The organism is Pseudomonas citri (assembly GCF_025336485.1).
Lineage (GTDB): Bacteria > Pseudomonadota > Gammaproteobacteria > Pseudomonadales > Pseudomonadaceae > Aquipseudomonas > Aquipseudomonas citri.
Window position 1 is genome coordinate 375,628 of the sequence record NZ_JAODAB010000001.1, and the last position, 17,972, is coordinate 393,599.

At 62.2% G+C, this 17,972-nt stretch carries 15 protein-coding genes; 8 read left to right on the plus strand and 7 right to left on the minus strand.

Annotated features, from left to right (window positions below; translation table 11 throughout):
* The first annotated feature begins 2 nt into the window (after window positions 1-2).
* The 4 genes from modC (at window position 3) to N4Q37_RS01700 (ending at window position 2,412) form a co-directional block, all read left to right on the plus strand.
* A complete protein-coding gene (modC, locus tag N4Q37_RS01685; protein WP_260954758.1) occupies window positions 3-1,082 on the plus strand; it encodes a molybdenum ABC transporter ATP-binding protein in 1,080 nt (359 codons plus the stop codon).
* A 115-nt stretch (window positions 1,083-1,197) separates the two neighbouring features.
* Window positions 1,198-1,761: an ATP-dependent Clp protease proteolytic subunit gene (locus tag N4Q37_RS01690; RefSeq protein ID WP_260954759.1), complete on the plus strand. Its 564-nt coding sequence runs from the start codon at window positions 1,198-1,200 to the stop codon at window positions 1,759-1,761.
* 181 nt (window positions 1,762-1,942) lie between these two features.
* Window positions 1,943-2,122, plus strand: a complete 180-nt coding sequence (locus N4Q37_RS01695; RefSeq protein WP_082343568.1) for a con-10 family general stress protein — start codon at window positions 1,943-1,945, stop codon at window positions 2,120-2,122.
* Between the two features lie 62 nt (window positions 2,123-2,184).
* A complete protein-coding gene (locus tag N4Q37_RS01700) occupies window positions 2,185-2,412 on the plus strand; it encodes a hypothetical protein (RefSeq protein ID WP_260954760.1) in 228 nt (75 codons plus the stop codon).
* Between the two features lie 29 nt (window positions 2,413-2,441).
* On the opposite strand, the gene N4Q37_RS01705 is transcribed toward N4Q37_RS01700, so the two are convergent.
* On the minus strand, window positions 2,442-2,975 hold the full coding sequence (locus N4Q37_RS01705) for a DUF3087 domain-containing protein (RefSeq protein WP_260954761.1): 534 nt from the start codon (window positions 2,973-2,975) through the stop codon (window positions 2,442-2,444).
* Window positions 2,976-3,209: 234 nt separating this feature from the next.
* Here N4Q37_RS01705 and ppnN point away from each other — a divergent pair, with 234 nt between their 5' ends.
* Window positions 3,210-4,583, plus strand: coding sequence for a nucleotide 5'-monophosphate nucleosidase PpnN (ppnN, locus tag N4Q37_RS01710; protein WP_260954762.1), 1,374 nt, complete (start codon window positions 3,210-3,212; stop codon window positions 4,581-4,583).
* A gap of 45 nt (window positions 4,584-4,628) precedes the next feature.
* On the opposite strand, the gene N4Q37_RS01715 is transcribed toward ppnN, so the two are convergent.
* Together N4Q37_RS01715 and N4Q37_RS01720 are read right to left on the minus strand one after the other, a co-directional pair.
* On the minus strand, window positions 4,629-5,327 hold the full coding sequence (locus N4Q37_RS01715) for an HAD-IA family hydrolase (protein WP_260954765.1): 699 nt from the start codon (window positions 5,325-5,327) through the stop codon (window positions 4,629-4,631).
* 70 nt (window positions 5,328-5,397) lie between these two features.
* Window positions 5,398-6,111: a FadR/GntR family transcriptional regulator gene (locus N4Q37_RS01720; protein WP_260954766.1), complete on the minus strand. Its 714-nt coding sequence runs from the start codon at window positions 6,109-6,111 to the stop codon at window positions 5,398-5,400.
* Between the two features lie 325 nt (window positions 6,112-6,436).
* On the opposite strand from N4Q37_RS01720, the gene N4Q37_RS01725 reads away from it, so the two are divergent.
* Window positions 6,437-7,783, plus strand: a complete 1,347-nt coding sequence (locus tag N4Q37_RS01725; protein WP_260954767.1) for an MFS transporter — start codon at window positions 6,437-6,439, stop codon at window positions 7,781-7,783.
* A gap of 28 nt (window positions 7,784-7,811) precedes the next feature.
* Window positions 7,812-9,155: a glucarate dehydratase gene (gene gudD / locus N4Q37_RS01730; RefSeq protein ID WP_260954768.1), complete on the plus strand. Its 1,344-nt coding sequence runs from the start codon at window positions 7,812-7,814 to the stop codon at window positions 9,153-9,155.
* Window positions 9,156-9,230: 75 nt separating this feature from the next.
* Here the strand turns inward: gudD and glgB are convergent, their stop codons facing one another.
* The 3 genes from glgB to N4Q37_RS01745 all read right to left on the minus strand — a co-directional run bounded on the left by glgB (window position 9,231) and on the right by N4Q37_RS01745 (window position 16,951).
* Entirely contained in the window at window positions 9,231-11,465 is a 2,235-nt protein-coding gene (gene glgB, locus N4Q37_RS01735; RefSeq protein WP_260954770.1) for a 1,4-alpha-glucan branching protein GlgB, read from the minus strand.
* 12 nt (window positions 11,466-11,477) lie between these two features.
* The gene (treS, locus tag N4Q37_RS01740; protein ID WP_260954771.1) at window positions 11,478-14,822 is read right to left on the minus strand and encodes a maltose alpha-D-glucosyltransferase; all 3,345 of its coding nucleotides are present in this window, start codon (window positions 14,820-14,822) and stop codon (window positions 11,478-11,480) included.
* A 131-nt stretch (window positions 14,823-14,953) separates the two neighbouring features.
* The gene (locus N4Q37_RS01745; protein WP_260954772.1) at window positions 14,954-16,951 is read right to left on the minus strand and encodes an alpha-1,4-glucan--maltose-1-phosphate maltosyltransferase; all 1,998 of its coding nucleotides are present in this window, start codon (window positions 16,949-16,951) and stop codon (window positions 14,954-14,956) included.
* 207 nt (window positions 16,952-17,158) lie between these two features.
* On the opposite strand from N4Q37_RS01745, the gene N4Q37_RS01750 reads away from it, so the two are divergent.
* Entirely contained in the window at window positions 17,159-17,335 is a 177-nt protein-coding gene (locus N4Q37_RS01750; RefSeq protein ID WP_260954773.1) for a hypothetical protein, read from the plus strand.
* A gap of 11 nt (window positions 17,336-17,346) precedes the next feature.
* Here N4Q37_RS01750 and N4Q37_RS01755 read toward each other — a convergent pair whose 3' ends face one another.
* A complete protein-coding gene (locus N4Q37_RS01755) occupies window positions 17,347-17,847 on the minus strand; it encodes an MgtC/SapB family protein (protein ID WP_260954774.1) in 501 nt (166 codons plus the stop codon).
* Window positions 17,848-17,972: the final 125 nt, after the last annotated feature.

The following is a 17,972-nucleotide window of genomic DNA, read 5'->3' on the forward strand; positions in this document are numbered from 1 at the left end:
CGATGATCCACGCGCGTTTCCAACTCGAACACGGGGCGTTTTCACTGGATCTGGATGTGCAACTGCCGGGTCGCGGGGTGACGGCGTTGTATGGAGAATCCGGCTCCGGCAAGACCACCTGCCTGCGCTGTATCGCCGGGCTGGAACATCCCGCCCGAGGCTTGCTCGAGGTCAATGGCGAGGTTTGGCAGGACAGTGATCGCGGCGTCTTCGTACCCCCTCACCGAAGGGCGCTGGGCTATGTGTTCCAGGAAGCGAGCCTGTTCGCTCATCTATCGGTGCGGGCCAACCTCGCGTTCGGCCTCAAGCGCATCGCCGCGGTGCAACGGCGCGTGGACATGGACCAGGCGACCGCCCTGCTGGGCATCGGTCACCTGCTCGACCGTCAGCCGCACAACCTGTCCGGCGGCGAACGCCAGCGGGTGGGCATCGCCCGGGCCTTGCTGACCAGTCCGCGGCTGTTATTGATGGATGAACCGCTGGCCGCCCTCGATAGCCGGCGCAAAAACGAGATCCTGCCCTACCTGCAACGGCTGCACGATGAACTGGATATCCCCATCCTGTATGTCAGCCACTCCCAGGACGAAGTGGCGCGCCTGGCGGATCATATCGTGTTGCTCGACGCCGGCCGCGCACTGGCCTGCGGGCCGATCGGCCAGACCCTGGCCCGCCTCGACCTGCCACTGGCGCTGGGAGACGACGCCGGAGTGGTGGTCCAGGGCCGGGTCAGCGGTTATGACCCGGATTATCAATTGCTGACCCTGACCCTGCCCGGCAGCCCGTTGAACGTGCGCGTCGCCCACACGGCCCTGGCCGTCGGGCAGTCGTTGCGCTTCAAGGTCCAGGCCCGGGACGTCAGCCTCAGCCTGGCGAACGATGCCCAGACCAGCATTCTCAATCGGTTGCCGGTCACGGTGGTCAGCGAAATGGCCGCCGACAACGCCGCTCATGCCTTGATCCGCCTGGACGCCGCCGGCACCCCGCTCCTGGCGCGCATCACCCGCTATTCGCGCGACCAATTGAAGCTGCACCCGGGGCAGGCACTGTGGGCGCAGATCAAGGCAGTGGCGGTGTTGGCGTAGAGCATCGCCCCACGCAGGGCCATTGGAAGGAACAATCCCCGGCACGCCGAACTCCCAACTGTACAGCGTCGTGATAGGCCGACACGTCAATACGGGAAATTGACAGGAGTTTCCGATGTCCGAACACATTGTCCATTTTCATTGCCAGATCGATCAGGGAACCACCGAGCGCTTTCGCGACAACTGCCTGGAGGCCATTGAAAAAGGCGCCGACTCGCTCATGCTCAACCTCTCGACCATCGGCGGCAGTACCAACTTCGGCTTCACCCTCTACACCTTCATCAAGTCCCTCCCCGTGCCGGTTCGCGCCGTGAACGCCGGCAATATCGAGTCGATGGGCATCATCATGTACCTGGCCGCCAGCGACCGCACCACCACCCCTCACTCGCGCTTTTTGATCCACCCGATGAACTGGTATTTCGGCCAGAAATCCGTGGACCACTCGCGCCTGCGCGAGTACCTGTCCAGCCTGGACAACGACGTGGCGCGCTACGTGGAGATCTACGTCAAGGAAACGGCCGGCGCTGCCACCCAGCTGGATATCTTCAAATGCCTGTGCGCCGAAGAACGGGTGATCCCGGCGGAAAACTCGCTGGCCTTCGGCATCGCGCATCGGGTCGAACAGGTGACGTTCGCCAGCGATGCCAAGCATTGGAAAGTCAGTGGCGGCGAAGACTAATGACGTGCCCGACAACTTTGTATAACTATCAAGCGAAGCGGCTGTACAACTTTTTACTTGACCAATCGCGGTCATTTACCGTTCGTCGTCAACGAAACGTTTTTATTAAACTTCCCGCGGGAATTCTCTTTCACAGTTAGGCGAGGCAGTTGCTCGCTTAACCAAAATGAGGATTCTCAAAATGGCTAATACCGGAAACAAGAACCCAGGTAACTTTGCAAATGATCGTGAAAAAGCCTCCGAAGCTGGCAAGAAAGGCGGACATGCTTCGGGCGGCAACTTTGCGAATGACCGGGAAAAAGCATCGGAAGCCGGCAGGAAAGGTGGCGAACGCAGCCATGGCGGCGGCCGTAAGTCATAACCTGGAAAACCGCTGGGGCGCAGTCTTGCTGCGCCTTGGCGCTCCACTTCGTCGAGGTTCGCATGAGCAGTCAGGACCGATTCATCGTCAGCTTCATCGCCAACGGCCAACCCGACAGCCGGGTGCTGGCGGCCGACGCCGAGACACTGGCTGTCGGCGAAGCCGAAGCCCTGTTGAAAATCACTTTCGGCGAACTCAAGGATGTTGAACTCAGTGATATTCAAGTTCAGAAAAGAACCCGACCCATGGAAAAAGAACATGGTGTGCCGGGGCACTTCAAACAACCCTAGGGTCCTTTAGCAGAGCATTTATATATACCTCAACGCCCACTATAAGTACGCTTCACCGTCTCGATCCAGGCCGGATCCAGGCGTGGTTGTTCAGTATCGAGATTCAGCGCCTGCATCTTGGCCAGATGCTCGTCCGCCTCGCGGGCCAGCGAGCCCTGGTCACTGGAGTTGGCGTCCAGCCGATGCATCTGCGCCAACCCCAGATGATAGAACCGCAACAGCTTCATGGCGCTGGGGTCCTGGGCCTGCACGCCGGTCTTCACGTGATGCATGACGTTGGTCACGCTCATCAGGCTGCGCTTGAGTCCCCAGCCATACACGGCCGCCGCCATCCACGGCTGCGACCAGAAATACGCCCGCAGCAGCGCCACCATCACCAGCACCGCTACCACCACCCCGGCGAGATTGAAACGGAAATTGTCGCCGCCCGGCGTGCCGAACAGCAGCACGGCCAGACTGGACAACAACATCGCCAGGGCCAGAAAGACCACGGCCACGATAACGGTGCTACGGCGGGTCTGTTGCCGGTAGGCCTCGGCATCCCACGGGATGATTTCGAACATCGCGGTGCAATTTCCTTGTACGACGCAAAAAAGAGTACGGATCAAAAAGCGTCAGGCATTATCGCAGCCCCTGCCAATTTAGCTATGCTGGGGCTCATTTTGCGTCGCAACTGACCCGACGGATCAGGGTCAAAGCCCATGGCGATACGACAAGGATCGTGCGATCTTCTCGCGTGGACGTTTTTTTCAAGGTGCCGCCGGAATAGAGGCGGCATCGTTTTCAAGGAAAGCTGAATGACTCAAAGACATGTAATCAACGCCTCCGTGAGCCCCAAGGGCAGCCTGGAGACCTTGTCCCAGCGCGAAGTGCAGCAACTGAGCGAAGCCGGTTCCGGCAGTACCTATACCCTTTTCCGCCAGTGCGCCCTGGCTATCCTCAACACCGGCGCCCATGTCGACAACGCCAAGACCATCCTGGAAGCCTACAAGGACTTCGAGATCCGTATTCACCAGCAGGACCGTGGCGTACGCCTGGAACTGCTGAACGCGCCGGCCGACGCCTTCGTCGACGGCGAAATGATCGCCAGCACCCGCGAGATGCTGTTCAGCGCGTTGCGCGACATCGTCTACACCGAGAACGAACTGGACAGCCAGCGCATCGACCTCAGCTCTTCCCAGGGCATCAGTGACTACGTTTTCCACCTGCTGCGCAACGCCCGCACCCTGCGCCCCGGCGTCGAGCCGAAAATCGTCGTGTGCTGGGGTGGTCACTCCATCAACACCGAAGAATACAAGTACACCAAGAAAGTCGGCCACGAACTGGGCCTGCGCAGCCTGGACATCTGCACCGGCTGCGGCCCGGGCGTGATGAAAGGCCCGATGAAAGGCGCCACCATTGCCCACGCCAAGCAACGCATCCACGGCGGGCGCTACCTGGGCCTGACCGAGCCGGGCATCATCGCCGCCGAGGCGCCGAACCCGATCGTCAACGAGCTGGTGATCCTGCCGGACATCGAGAAACGCCTGGAAGCCTTCGTGCGTGTCGGCCACGGCATCATCATCTTCCCGGGTGGCGCGGGCACCGCGGAAGAATTCCTCTACCTGCTGGGCATCCTGATGCACCCGGCCAACCAGGACCTGCCGTTCCCCGTCGTGCTCACCGGGCCGAAAAACGCCGCGCCGTACCTCGATCAGTTGCACGCCTTCGTCGGCGCGACCCTGGGCGAGGAAGCGCAGAAGCACTACCAGATCATCATCGACGACCCGGCCGAAGTGGCGCGGCAAATGACCCAGGGACTCAAGGCGGTCAAGCAGTTCCGGCGCGAGCGCAACGACGCCTTCCACTTCAACTGGCTGCTGAAAATCGACGAAGGCTTCCAGCGCCCGTTCGATCCGACCCACGCCAACATGGCCAGCCTGGGCCTGAGCCGTGACCTGCCCTCCCACGAACTAGCGGCCAACCTGCGTCGCGCGTTCTCGGGGATCGTCGCCGGCAACGTCAAGGACAAGGGCATCCGCCTGATCGAGGAGCACGGCCCTTACGAGATCCACGGCGACGCCGCCATCATGGAACCCCTCGACCGCCTGCTCCAGGCCTTCGTCGCCCAGCACCGCATGAAATTGCCGGGCGGGGCGGCGTATGTGCCGTGCTATCGCGTGGTGACCTGACAACATCACCATCCTCCCCACAAGGCGCCTGGCCCCTGCGCGACGTCAGGCCCCCTGTGTGAGCAACGCTTGCTCGCGACAGCGACGACTCAGCCGCATCAATCCATCGGCATCCACCTCAACCCCCAGGCCCTGGTAATCCTCGATCCGGGAATGCGCGGTCAGCAGTGGATGCCCATGGGTCGCCGTCACCACCAGCACATCCGCCCCCGCCGCTTCACCGGCCCTGATCCCCGCTTCGGCGTCTTCAAAAACCAGGCACGCCTGCGCAGCCACTTGCAACCGTTCGGCGGCCAGGCGATAGCAGGCGGGGTCGGGTTTGCCGGCGCTCACATCCTCAGCCGTGACCATCACCCCCGGACGCGGGATCCCTGCCGCTTCCATACGGCGCAAGGCCAATGCCATGGGCGCCGAGGTGACGATTGCCCATTGCGACGGCGGCAGTTGTTCCAGGAACGCCAGCGCGCCGGGCACGTGCACCACGCCTTCGACGTCGTCGATCTCCTCGCGGGTGATCTGCTCGGCTTCGGCGGCGGCATCGACCCCAGGCAAGTGCTGGCGGGCAATGGTGTCGATGGCGCGCACGCCGTGGATCGTCGGCAGGAACGTCGCCACGTCCACACCGTGACGCATCGCCCAGCGCGTCCAGATCCGCTCGGCGGCGGCGATGGAATTGAGCAGTGTGCCGTCCATGTCGAAGAGGAAGGCGTGGTAGGCGGCAGCGGGAAGATGGCGTTCAGGCATTCGGGTCCCTGGAGGATCGCTGGGGCAAGGTAAGACCGACTGTAACATCGTCCGCCGGAACCTGTGGGGGTCAGTTCCCCGCCCCTAGTCGGTCGCGGCTATTGGTCAGATGCAGCCACATCGCGGCGCGGGCGGCGTCCGGATCCTGGCGCTTGATGGCGTGGAAAATCGCCTCGTGCTCGAGGTTGGCCAACTGCGCCAGCTTGCCCAGGTCAACCTGGCCGCGCTCGGCCAGGTTGACGCGGGTCCGGGGAATCAGCGCACTGCCCAGGTGCTGCATGATTTCGACGAAACATGTGTTGTCCGTAGCCTCGGCGATCAGCAGGTGAAAGCGCCGATCGGCTTCCACGCAGCTGTCGTTGTTGCTGAACAAACGTTGGTAATCGTCCAGGGCCTGGCGCATCTGTTGCAGTTGGTGCTCGCTGCGGCGTCCAGCCGCCAGGGCGGCCGCCTGGGTTTCCAGGCCCATGCGCAGTTCCAGGATTCCCCGCACACCCGCCGCGGTGTCGACATTGAGTCGCAAACCCGGCTCGCCGGTCTGCTCCAGGACAAAAGTGCCGATGCCGTGCCGGGTCTCCACCAACCCCGAGGCCTGCAACTTGGAGATCGCTTCGCGCACCACCGTGCGGCTAACCCCGTGCTCCTGCACGATCGCGCCTTCCGATGGCAATTTTTCCCCGGGCTTCAACTGCCCCAGGAGAATGCTCTGGCTCAGCTTCGCCATCAGGTCATGGGCCAGGTTGTGAGTACGTTTGCGCAGGGGCGCTTCGGTGTCTTGCGGCATCGCCAGGGTTCCTCGAAGGCAGGCCGGTCAATCCTATCACCGGCAGGCGGACGAATCTTGTTCTCCCGGCAACAACTTGTATGACAACACTCAATATTTCGACCTATCTCTCCTGAGAAACCCAGGATTCGCGGTTCTTCACCTGCTGCCAAAAGCCACATTCGACCCGATATAGACCAATGAATACGCATAAAAAGTACTGACCACTGATCCAAACCTGATCAAAAAGATCTTGCTGCCCAAAAAAACCAAGTTGTATGATGTCTATCAACATCGGCACACGCACGATGCCCCGCATAAAAATAACGAGTGGGAGAAAAAACCAATGAACACCTCCAGCCTCCAGGCGAACGCCGGGACGGATCCGGTGCTGCTGTCGGCCATCGCCAAGGTCAAGCGCCATATCCTGCCGCTGTTCGTCATCATGTTTATCGTCAACTACATCGACCGGGTAAACATCGGTTTCGTACGCACCCACATGGAGCACGACCTGGGCATCGGCGCCGCTGCCTACGGTTTTGGCGCGGGCCTGTTCTTCATCGGCTACGCGCTGTTCGAAGTGCCGTCCAACATGCTCCTGCAACGAATCGGCGCGCGCATCTGGCTGACCCGCATCATGCTCACCTGGGGCCTGGTCGCCGCCGGCATGGCCTTCATCCAGAACGAAACGCACTTCTACATCCTGAGGTTCCTGCTGGGGGTGGCCGAGGCCGGATTCTTCCCCGGCGTCATCTACTACTTCACCCGCTGGTTACCCGCGGTCGAACGCGGCAAAGCCATCGCTATTTTCCTCAGCGGCTCGGCCATCGCTTCGCTGATTTCCGGTCCGCTGTCAGGCCTGCTGCTGCAAATCAACGGCCTGGGCATGCACGGTTGGCAGTGGATGTACTTCATCGAAGGGATGTTTTCCGTTGGCCTGTGCGCCTTCGTCTGGTTCTGGCTGGATTCCAAGCCCCACGACGCCAAGTGGCTGAGCCGCGAAGAACAAGACGCGCTGGTGAAGACCATCGATGACGAACAGCGCGCCCGCGAGGCCGCTTCGCCGATCAAACTGTCCATCGGCCAGTTGCTCAAGGATCGCCAGATCATCCTGTTCTGCCTGATCTACTTCTTCATTCAACTGACGATCTATGCCGCCACGTTCTGGCTGCCGAGCATCATCAAGAAGATGGGTGAGCTCAGTGATCTCCAGGTCGGTCTGTTCAACTCGATCCCGTGGCTGCTGTCGATCGTCGGCATGTACGCCTTCGCCTCGCTGTCGGCGAAGTGGAAATTCCAGCAGGCCTGGGTCGCGGCAGCCTTGTTGATCGCGGCCGCCGGAATGTTCATGTCCACCACCGGCGGACCGGTCTTCGCCTTCGTCGCCATCTGCTTCGCGGCACTGGGCTTCAAGTCGGCCTCGTCGCTGTTCTGGCCGATCCCTCAGGCCTACCTGGACGCACGGATCGCCGCCGCGGTGATTGCCCTGATCAACTCCGTGGGCAACCTCGGCGGGTTCGTCGCACCGACCACCTTCGGCCTGCTGGAGCAGCACACCGGCTCGATCCAGGGCGGCCTCTATGGCCTGGCGGGCACCTCGATCATTGCCGCGATCATCGTGTTTGCCGCACGCAATACGCCCAAGCCCAAAGCCGTGACAACACCGGCCGACCCGGCCACCAGCCACGTCTGATCTCTCGATTGCCCAAGGATAAGTACAGATGAGTCTCACAGAATCCAGCAAAGCCCCGATCATCACCAGCCTGCAAGTCGTGCCCGTGGCCGGCCATGACGGCATGCTCTTGAACCTCAGCGGCGCCCACGGCCCGTTCTTCACCCGCAACGTGGTCATCCTCAAGGACAACGCCGGCCACATCGGCGTCGGCGAAGTGCCCGGCGGCGAACGCATCCGCCAGACCCTCGAAGATGCCCGCTCGCTGGTGGTCGGCCAGACCATCGGCACCTACCAGAAAATCCTCAACGCGGTGCGCCAGGCCTTCGCCGACCGCGATGCCGGCGGCCGTGGCCTGCAGACCTTCGACCTGCGCATCACCATCCACGCGGTCACCGGCCTGGAAGCCGCTTTGCTGGATTTGCTGGGCCAGCACCTCGACGTACCGGTCGCTGCCCTGTTGGGCGAAGGCCAGCAGCGCGACGAGGTAAAGATGCTCGGCTACCTGTTCTACGTCGGCGATCGCCAGCAGACCGACCTGCCCTACCGCAGCGAACCGGATGCCGATAACGAGTGGTTCCGTGTCCGCCACGAAAAAGCCCTGGACGCCGACGCCGTGGTCCGTCTGGCTGAAGCGGCTCACTCGCGCTACGGCTTCCAGGACTTCAAGCTCAAGGGTGGCGTGCTCCAGGGCGACGCGGAGATCGAAGCGGTGACGGCGTTGGCCGAGCGCTTCCCCCAGGCCCGCATCACCCTGGACCCGAACGGCGCCTGGTCGCTCAAGGAAGCGATCCGCTTGTGCCGTGACCAACACAAGGTGCTGGCCTATGCCGAAGACCCTTGCGGGGCCGAGAACGGTTACTCGGGCCGTGAGGTGATGGCCGAGTTCCGTCGCGCCACGGGTCTCAAGACCGCCACCAACATGATCGCCACCGACTGGCGCGAAATGGGCCACGCCATCACTTTGCAGTCCGTCGACATCCCCCTGGCCGACCCACATTTCTGGACGATGCAGGGGTCGGTGCGAGTGGCGCAGATGTGCAACGAGTGGGGCCTGACCTGGGGCTCGCACTCCAACAACCATTTCGACATTTCCCTGGCGATGTTCACCCATGTGGCAGCCGCTGCGCCGGGCGACATCACCGCCATCGACACCCACTGGATCTGGCAGGACGGCCAGCGCCTGACCAAGGCGCCGTTGCAGATCAAGGACGGCTGCGTACAAGTGCCGAAGAAACCGGGGCTGGGAGTGGAGCTGGACATGGATCAACTGGCCAAGGCCCATGAGTTGTACAAGGGCATGGGGCTCGGTGCGCGGAACGATGCGGTGGCGATGCAGTATCTGATTCCGGGCTGGAGCTTCAACAACAAACAGCCGTGCCTCGTTCGCTGAAACGGCTCTATTGACTGTGGCGAGGGGATTTATCCCCTCGCCACAGTCATGATCTGCCCGGCTATCGCTGCCGTATCAACCCTCCGGCCGCAAGATCAACACCGCCAACGGCGGCAAGTTGAGCTCCAGCGACAAAGCCTGGCCATGGCTGGGGACCTCTTCGGCCGTGGCGCCGCCGCCATTGCCATAGTTGGAGCCGGCGTAGGTGTCGGCGTCACTGTTGAGCAGTTCTGCCCAACGCCCGGCGAACGGCACGCCAACCCGATAGGCTTCGCGCGGCACCGGCGTGAAGTTGGCGACCACCAATACCGGACGGCCACTTTTGCTCCAGCGCAGCCAGGCGTAGACACTGTTCATCGCATCGTCGCCAATCAGCCACTGGAACCCCTGGGGCGCGTCATCCTGGTCGTGCAACGCAGGCTCCTCGCGGTACAGGCGGTTCAGATCGCTCACCAGCTTCTGCACCCCACGGTGTTCGGGGTATTGCAGCAAGTACCAGTCCAGTTGCTGGTCGTGGTTCCATTCGCGCCACTGGCCAAACTCGCAGCCCATGAACAACAGTTTCTTGCCGGGATGGCCCCACATGAAGCTGAGGTAGGCGCGCAGGTTGGCGAACTTCTGCCAGCGATCGCCGGGCATCTTGTCGATCAACGAACGCTTGCCGTGCACCACTTCGTCATGGGAAATCGGCAGCACGAAGCGCTCGGACCAGGCATACACCAGGCCGAAGCTCAACTCATTGTGATGGTGGGCGCGGTACACCGGGTCTTGCTGAATGTAGTGCAGCGAATCGTGCATCCAGCCCATGTTCCATTTGTAGGCGAAACCCAGGCCGCCTTGTTGGGTGCTCTGGCTGACGCCGGGCCAGGCCGTGGATTCTTCGGCGATGACCAGTGCGCCGGGGGTCTCCAGCGCCACCACGTCGTTGAGGTGGCGCAAGAAGTCGATGGCCTCCAGGTTTTCGCGTCCGCCATGACGGTTAGGCACCCACTCGCCGGCCTTGCGCGAATAGTCGCGATAGAGCATCGAGGCCACCGCATCCACCCGCAGGCCGTCGACATGAAAATGCTTCAACCAATGCAGGGCCGACGCGAGCATGAAGCCGTGGACTTCGGTGCGGCCCAGGTTGTAGATCAAGGTGTCCCAATCCTGGTGGAACCCTTCCAGCGGGTTGCCGTATTCGTACAGCGCGGTGCCATCGAATTGGGCCAGGCCATGGGTGTCGGTGGGGAAATGCGCCGGCACCCAGTCGAGGATCACACCGAGGTTGGCCTGGTGGCAGGCGTTGACGAAGGCCGCGAACTCATCCGGCGAGCCGAAGCGTGCCGTCGGCGCGAACTGCGATAATGGCTGGTAGCCCCAGGAGCCACCGAACGGGTGTTCCATGATCGGCATCAGTTCGATATGGGTGAACCCCAGATCCTTGACGTAGGGAATCAGCCGCTCGGCCAGTTCCCGCCAGGTGTATTGGCGGGACACCTCCCCCGCCTCGTCGGTTTCGCACTGCCAGGAACCGGCGTGCAATTCGTAGATCGACAGCGGCGCGCCCGGCGACTGCCGCTCGCGCCGCTGTTGCATCCATTCATCGTCCTGCCATTGGATCGTCAACGGCGAGGCGACTTTCGAAGCTGTGTCTGGCGGCATCTGGCTGGCCAGTGCCACGGGGTCGGCCTTGAGCGGCAGGATGCCGTGGGCGCCAAGGATTTCGTATTTATAGGCTTCCCCCGCGCCCAATCGCGGGATGAACAGCTCCCACACGCCGGACGGATAGCGGATGCGCATCGGATGCCGGCGCCCATCCCAGACGTTGAAATCGCCCACCACCGAGACACGCCGCGCGTTGGGTGCCCACACCGCGAAGCGCACGCCATCGATGCCATCGACGGAGGTCAATTGCGCGCCGAGGCAGGCGCTCAAATCGCGATGGTTGCCCTCGCCAAACAGGTAGAGGTCCATCTCCCCCAACAAGGGGCCGAAGCTGTACGGGTCTTCGCCCACTTGCTCGCCGCCGGCCCAACGGGTGCGCAGCAGGTAGGCCTGGGCGTGGTCGAAATGACCAACGAACAGGCCCGGCGTTTCGGTCTGTTGCAGTTCTCCCAGTTCTTCGCCGCCGTCACGGGCCAGCACATGGACGCTCAGCGCGCCGGGCAGGTAAGCACGGATGAACTGGCCGCCCACGCCATCGCCGTGGGGGCCAAGGATGGAAAACGGGTCGTGGTGTTCGGCGCGCACCAGCGCGTCGATGTCACGGGGTGGCGGCAGCAACGACGCATGGGCCGCCCCCTGTGGGTGCTTGTTCGAGACGCTCATGATTCTCTCCACTCAATTCGATCCGGCTACGTCGGAAAAGGGTTCCAGCCCCCTCAACAACCCGTACAGACCGTGCAGCGGCACGGGCAGCCAGGCGGGGCGATTCTCGGCTTCATAGGCCACTTCATAGGCCGCCTTCTCCAGGCCGAACAACGCCAGCGCGGCGTCTTCGCCTTCAGCATCCTTCCATTCATGGGCAAGACTAGCTGCCGCCAGCCGATATGCCTGGACAAATGCCTGGCGGGCCTCGTCCAGGTAACGATCGACCACCCGTTGCCGTGCCGCATGGGCGTCGGCCGTGCTGTCGACGGTGTTCAGGTGGATCGCCATGGCCGCCGCATAATCGAAGGAGCGCAGCACACCGCTGACGTCCTTGTACGGGCTGTGCTTGCCGCGTCGTTCATGCAAGGCACGCGCCGGCTCGCCTTCGAAATCGATCAGGTAGGCGTCGCCCTTGATCACCAGTACCTGCCCCAGATGCAGATCGCCATGGACCCGGATGCGCAAACCACCGACCGCCTTGCCGGCCAGTGCCTGGACATGGGCCAGCACGGTTTTGCGGTGCTCCAGCAACCGCGCAACCAGGACCTGGTCCGCAGGGCTCAACTGACCCTGGTGCTGCTTGAGCAGACGCAAGGCGTTTTCCACCTGGGCGGCGACGTCCTTGCCGATGGCCTGGGCCTCTTTGGCGCTGGTGATCTGGGCGGCGAAATCCGGGTTGTCGGTGGCCTGGGCCAGCACCTGGTGCATTTCCCCCAGGCGCTGGCCGAGCATGCCGGCAAAGTCCTTGAGTTCACCCAGGGCGTTGTAATGCTGTTCCTGTTCGGACATCGCGTCCGCCAGTTCGTCGCGCAAAGCGCGTTCAAGATTGTTCTGGGTCCATTCCCAAGCGTCGCCCTGGTTGCTCAGATAACCCTGGGCGATCATCAGCAGCGCCTCCTCGCCTTGGGCGTCGCGGCGGATCACCGCCCCCAACAGCGGCGAGATATTGCTGAACCCGGCGGCGGTCAGGTAAGCGCTCATCTCCAGTTCCGGGTGCACGCCCGAGGCGACCTTGCGGATCAGCTTGAGCACCAGGCTGCCGCCCACCACCACCGAACTGTTGGACTGTTCGGCGGACAGGTAACGCACCTCTGGCTCCCCCCCCAGGTTCAACGCGGCTAACCCCTCGGTGGGCTCAAAGCGCAGCTCACCCTCGGCACACGGCAGTACCGTGGCGGCTTGCAGGCCGTGCAGCACGGCCCGCACGAAGCTTTCGAGGCTGAACGCATCGGTGATCAACCCCACTTGACGCCCCCGGCGAACCCGCGACAGCGCCAACTGCTGCGGCAACGCCGCGCCCACCTGATCCTCGGCCAGCAGGCCGAACGGCAATTGATAGCGCAGCGTCTGACCGGCGTTGGTGACGTCGATCTCACTCAACAGCACAGGATGCTGCGGGTCGCCGAAGCGCACGCCGTAGACCATTTCGACCTTCTCGATCGGGCTGTCCTTGCCGGCGAACCAGCGGCGGTTCTGCAACCAGCTCGGCAGGATGTTTTGCTCCAACGTGGTGCGTGACGGCGGCTCGAGCAATTCTTCCAGGCGTTTTTTCAGCACCAGGGTGGTGAAGTCCGGCAGGCTCTGGGCCGGCTCCACATGCCAACTCGGCATCTGGTTCTCGGCTGCCAGGGCGAACCAGTAAAAACCGTACGGCGCCAGGGTCAGCAGGAAATTCAACTGGCCGATGGGCGGGAATGCGTTCCCGCCGAGCATCTCCACCGGCACCATGCCGGCATAAGCCGACAGATCCAGTTCGGCGGCCTGGGCGCTGCGCGACACGTTGGCCACGCACAGAATGATCTCGTGCTTGCCGTCGGGCCCGGTGTATTCGCGGGTATAGGCCAGGATCCGCCGGTTGCTGGGCGATAGCATCTTCAACGTGCCACGGCCAAACGCCTTGGACTGCTTGCGCACCGCCAGCAGCCGGCGGGTCCAGTTGAGCAGCGAATGCGGATCGCCGGCCTGGGTTTCGACATTGACCGAAGGGTAGCCGTACAACGGGTCCATGATCGGCGGCAGCACCAGGCTCGCCGGGTCGGCGCGGGAGAAACCGCCGTTGCGGTCGATCGACCATTGCATGGGCGTGCGCACGCCGTCGCGATCCCCCAGGTAGATGTTATCGCCCATGCCGATTTCATCGCCGTAGTACAAGGTCGGCGTGCCAGGCATCGACAGCAGCAGGCTGTTGAGCAGCTCCACCCGGCGACGGTCGCGCTCCATCAACGGGGCCAGGCGGCGGCGGATCCCCAGGTTGATCCGCGCCCGACGGTCGGCCGCGTAGTAATTCCACAGGTAATCACGTTCCTTGTCGGTGACCATTTCCAGGGTCAGCTCATCATGATTGCGCAGGAAAATCGCCCATTGGCAATTGGCCGGGATCTCCGGGGTCTGGCGCAGGATATCGGTGATGGGGAAACGGTCTTCCTGGGCCAGCGCCATGTACATGCGCGGCATCAGCGGGAAGTGGAAGGCCATGTGGCATTCATCGCCGTTCAAGCCTTGGGCGTCGACCTCGCCGAAGTACAGTTGGGTGTCTTCCGGCCATTGGTTGGCTTCGGCCAGCAGCATGCGGTCGGGATAGTTGGCGTCGATCTCGGCGCGGATCAGCTTCAGGACGTCGTGGGTCTCGGGCAGGTTCTCGTTGTTGGTGCCGTCGCGCTCGATCAGGTACGGAATCGCGTCCAGGCGCAGGCCGTCGATGCCCATGTCCAGCCAGTAGCGCATCACCGACAGCACGGCCTTGATGACCTGTGGGTTATCGAAATTGAGGTCCGGCTGGTGCGAATAGAACCGGTGCCAGAAGTATTGGCCGGCGACCGGGTCCCAGGTCCAGTTGGATTTCTCGGTGTCGAGGAAAATGATCCGCGTACCGTCGTACTTGTGGTCGTCATCGGACCAGACGTAGAAATCCCGTGCCTTGGAACCCTTCTTGGCCTTGCGCGCCCGTTGGAACCAGGGGTGCTGGTCCGAGGTGTGGTTGATGACCAGCTCGGTGATCACCCGCAGGTTGCGCTTGTGGGCTTCGGCGATGAAGCGACGCGCATCCGCCATGGTGCCGTAGTCCGGGCTGACGCCACGGTACTCGGCGATGTCATAGCCGTCGTCGCGCCTGGGCGAAGGGTAGAACGGCAGCAGCCAGATGGTGTTGACGCCCAGCTCGGCGATGTAGTCGAGTTTTTCGATCAGGCCGGGAAAATCGCCGATGCCGTCGTTATTGGAGTCGAAATACGATTTGACATGGACCTGATAGATTACCGCGTCCTTGTACCAGAGCGGGTCTTTGATGAAGGTGGCTGAACGCGCTTTCTTCGCCATTTGCAACTCCTGATCGTTCAATGACTTTGTGGGAGCAAAGCTTGCTCGCGATGCAAACACCTCTGTTCCCTGGGAGACCGCGTTCTGTTCATCGCGGGCAAGCCTTGCTCCCACAGCTTGTTCCTACAGCCCTACCCCACACTGATCCGCCAAATCCCGAACGGCTGGTACGCCGGGTCGATCCGCATGAACTGATACTTGCCGTACCAGGTCCAGCGGTGCCCGTTCATCAAGTCTTCACCCTGGGTCTGGGCATCGTCCGGCAGGCCCAGCTCCCATAGCGGCAATTCGAAACTGGCTTCTTGTGGGTTGTGCGGATCGAGGCTCACCGCCACCAGAATGAAATTGCTGCCGTCGGGGGTGCGCTTGCCGAAATACAAAATGTTGTCGTTCCAGGCGTTGTAGATTTTCAGCCCCAAGTGCGTCTGCAACGCCGGGTTCTGCCGACGGATGCGGTTGAGCTGGGCGATCTCGGCAATGATGTTGCCCGGCGCAGTGAAATCCCGTGGGCGGATTTCGTATTTCTCCGAGTCCAGGTATTCCTCCTTGCCCGGCACCGGTGCGCACTCGCACAGCTCAAAACCGGAATACATGCCCCACAGCCCCGAGCCCATGGTCGCCAGCGCCGCGCGGATCAAAAAGCCCGGGCGCCCCGACTCATGGAGAAACGCCGGGTTGATGTCCGGGGTATTGACGAAAAAATTCGGCCGATAGCATTCGCGCCAGGGCGATTCGTTGAGCTCGCTGAAATAGGCCGCCAGTTCGGCCTTGGTGTTACGCCAGGTGAAATAGGTGTAGCTCTGGGAATAGCCAACCTTGCCGAGGCGCGCCATCATCGCCGGCGTGGTGAAAGCTTCGGCGAGGAAAATCACCTCCGGGTGCCGGGCACGCACGCTGGCGATCAACCATTGCCAGAACGGCAACGGCTTGGTATGGGGATTGTCGACGCGGAACATCCTCACGCCCTCATTGACCCAACCCAGCACAACGTCGCGCAGCTCCGTCCACAAGCTGGGAATCGCGTCCGCCGCGTAGAAATCGACGTTGACGATGTCCTGGTACTTCTTCGGCGGGTTCTCCGCGTATTTGATCGTGCCGTCCGGCCGCCAACTGAACCACCCCGGATGCTGCTTGAGCCAGGGGTGATCCTGGGAACACTGGATCGCGAAATCGAGGGCGATCTCCAGGCCATGGGCCTCGGCGGCCTTCACCAGGCGGCGAAAATCGTCACGCGTCCCCAATTGCGGATGAATCGCCTCGTGTCCGCCCTCTTCACTGCCAATGGCATACGGGCTGCCCGGATCGTCCGGGCCGGCGGTAAGGGAATTATTCGGACCTTTGCGAAAACTGCGCCCGATGGGATGGATCGGCGGGAAATACAGCACATCGAAGCCCATGTCCTGAATGATCGCCAGGCGCGAGTGCACGTCGTTGAACGTGCCATGCCGGTCGGGATCGTCGGTGATCGAGCGAGGAAAAAGCTCGTACCAACTGGCAAACTCCGCTCGTTCGCGCTCCACATCCAGCGGGTATTCGGGACTGACGCTCAGGTAAGGCCGATGATCGGCCAGGGACATGAGATCGGCACTGCGGGGCATAAGGAACAGCGCCACCTGTTCGGCGGGCAACAGGCCGCAAAGCTCGTCATGCAAGGCCATCAGCCGCTCGCTCAACTCACCTTCGCTGCGCTCGGCGGCTTGCTGCACATGGTTACGCCCCTCCTGTAGTTCAAGGCTGATGGGCACCCCAGCCGCGTACTTTTTCTCCAGCTCATAGCGGAAACTGGCGAACTGATCGAACCAGGCCTCGATGCAAAACAGATAGCGCCCCTGCACCGGCACATTGAACTGACCGCGCCAGCTGTTATTGCCCAGCTCGGTCATGACCTCGCTGTTCCACACTTCGTCTTCCAGCGCCCGCCAGCGAATGCGCACGGCCAGCTTGTCATGGCCATCGGTGAACACTTTGCTGGTCACCGTCACGTCCCGCCCCACCACGACCTTGGCGGCAAATTGCCCGCCGTCGATGACCGGCATGGTGTTTTCAATGGCAATACGTGGCAATAACAAGGCGTGGGACAACGGCAAATGCGGGTTGTACGCCAGATCAGTCGGGTATTCGGCAATCATCGAGCATGGCTCCTTCTACGCCTCTGGGACGCGCATATGGCGGTTATGGCCCAACGGGTCGTGAAATAACTCACTTAAACTCCGAACCGGACCGACGGCCAAAAGTTCAGCGGAATTTGCCCCGATGCAGCCGGATCAAAGTAGGTAAAGGGTGGTCAACAACCATAAGCACGACTCAAGCCAGATAGTTGACGGAGGCCCCATCCGATGAACATCCCCATCCCAGCCGAAACCCCCGACCCGAACATCGACAACCCCACCTTGCCCCCACCCAGCCCCGACCCGGACCCCATCCCGGAAAAAGACCCACCACTGGATCCACAACCGCCGCTGGGCGATCCACCGAGCGAGGCGCCGCCGGAGCGGGTGGCGTATAAAGACTAGTCCTCCTGACATCAGGACTTATCACTTTTCTCCAACACCCGAACAATCACCGGCATCACACTGAAGATCGCCAGTGCCAGCAACGTGCTCAGCACTGCCGTCGCTTCCCGGCCCAGCCCGGCGGCGACGCCGATGGCGGCGGTCATCCATAGACCGGCGGCGGTGGTCAGGCCCTTGACGTGGCCTTCGTCGCCGTCGTTGTTTTTCAGGATGGTGCCGGCGCCGAGAAAGCCAATGCCCGCGACGACGCCTTGTATGACCCGGCTCATGGCGTCGGCCTGGGAACCGGACATTTGTGGCACCAGCACGAACAGTGCCGCCCCCAGCGCCACCAGCATGTGGGTTCGCACGCCGGCGGACTTACCCTTGTGCTCGCGCTCGAAGCCCAGGATGCCGCCGAGCAGCGCGGCCATGATCAGGCGCACAGTAACCCGGGTCATCTGTTGGGTATCGGTGATGTCGGCGAATTCCGCTTGCAGGGTTATCCAGACTTCATGCCACCAGGTGCTCATGGACCGTCCTCGTTTTTCATTCGATAAACGATGGACCGCACACGGCATCAGAGGTGCATTCGACCGCTGATCAGCCGCAACGAACCCTGGCCGGTGCCAGGGACCTAACACTCAGGACACCCAGC

What these genes read in the sequence shown, in the direction of transcription:
- modC (WP_260954758.1), top strand. Translation starts at nt 3, where the DNA reads ATGATCCACGCGCGTTTCCAACTCGAACACGGGGCGTTTTCACTGGAT.
- N4Q37_RS01690 (WP_260954759.1), top strand. Translation starts at nt 1,198, where the DNA reads ATGTCCGAACACATTGTCCATTTTCATTGCCAGATCGATCAGGGAACC.
- N4Q37_RS01695 (WP_082343568.1), top strand. Translation starts at nt 1,943, where the DNA reads ATGGCTAATACCGGAAACAAGAACCCAGGTAACTTTGCAAATGATCGT.
- N4Q37_RS01700 (WP_260954760.1), top strand. Translation starts at nt 2,185, where the DNA reads ATGAGCAGTCAGGACCGATTCATCGTCAGCTTCATCGCCAACGGCCAA.
- N4Q37_RS01705 (WP_260954761.1), bottom strand. Translation starts at nt 2,975, where the DNA reads ATGTTCGAAATCATCCCGTGGGATGCCGAGGCCTACCGGCAACAGACC.
- ppnN (WP_260954762.1), top strand. Translation starts at nt 3,210, where the DNA reads ATGACTCAAAGACATGTAATCAACGCCTCCGTGAGCCCCAAGGGCAGC.
- N4Q37_RS01715 (WP_260954765.1), bottom strand. Translation starts at nt 5,327, where the DNA reads ATGCCTGAACGCCATCTTCCCGCTGCCGCCTACCACGCCTTCCTCTTC.
- N4Q37_RS01720 (WP_260954766.1), bottom strand. Translation starts at nt 6,111, where the DNA reads ATGCCGCAAGACACCGAAGCGCCCCTGCGCAAACGTACTCACAACCTG.
- N4Q37_RS01725 (WP_260954767.1), top strand. Translation starts at nt 6,437, where the DNA reads ATGAACACCTCCAGCCTCCAGGCGAACGCCGGGACGGATCCGGTGCTG.
- gudD (WP_260954768.1), top strand. Translation starts at nt 7,812, where the DNA reads ATGAGTCTCACAGAATCCAGCAAAGCCCCGATCATCACCAGCCTGCAA.
- glgB (WP_260954770.1), bottom strand. Translation starts at nt 11,465, where the DNA reads ATGAGCGTCTCGAACAAGCACCCACAGGGGGCGGCCCATGCGTCGTTG.
- treS (WP_260954771.1), bottom strand. Translation starts at nt 14,822, where the DNA reads ATGGCGAAGAAAGCGCGTTCAGCCACCTTCATCAAAGACCCGCTCTGG.
- N4Q37_RS01745 (WP_260954772.1), bottom strand. Translation starts at nt 16,951, where the DNA reads ATGATTGCCGAATACCCGACTGATCTGGCGTACAACCCGCATTTGCCG.
- N4Q37_RS01750 (WP_260954773.1), top strand. Translation starts at nt 17,159, where the DNA reads ATGAACATCCCCATCCCAGCCGAAACCCCCGACCCGAACATCGACAAC.
- N4Q37_RS01755 (WP_260954774.1), bottom strand. Translation starts at nt 17,847, where the DNA reads ATGAGCACCTGGTGGCATGAAGTCTGGATAACCCTGCAAGCGGAATTC.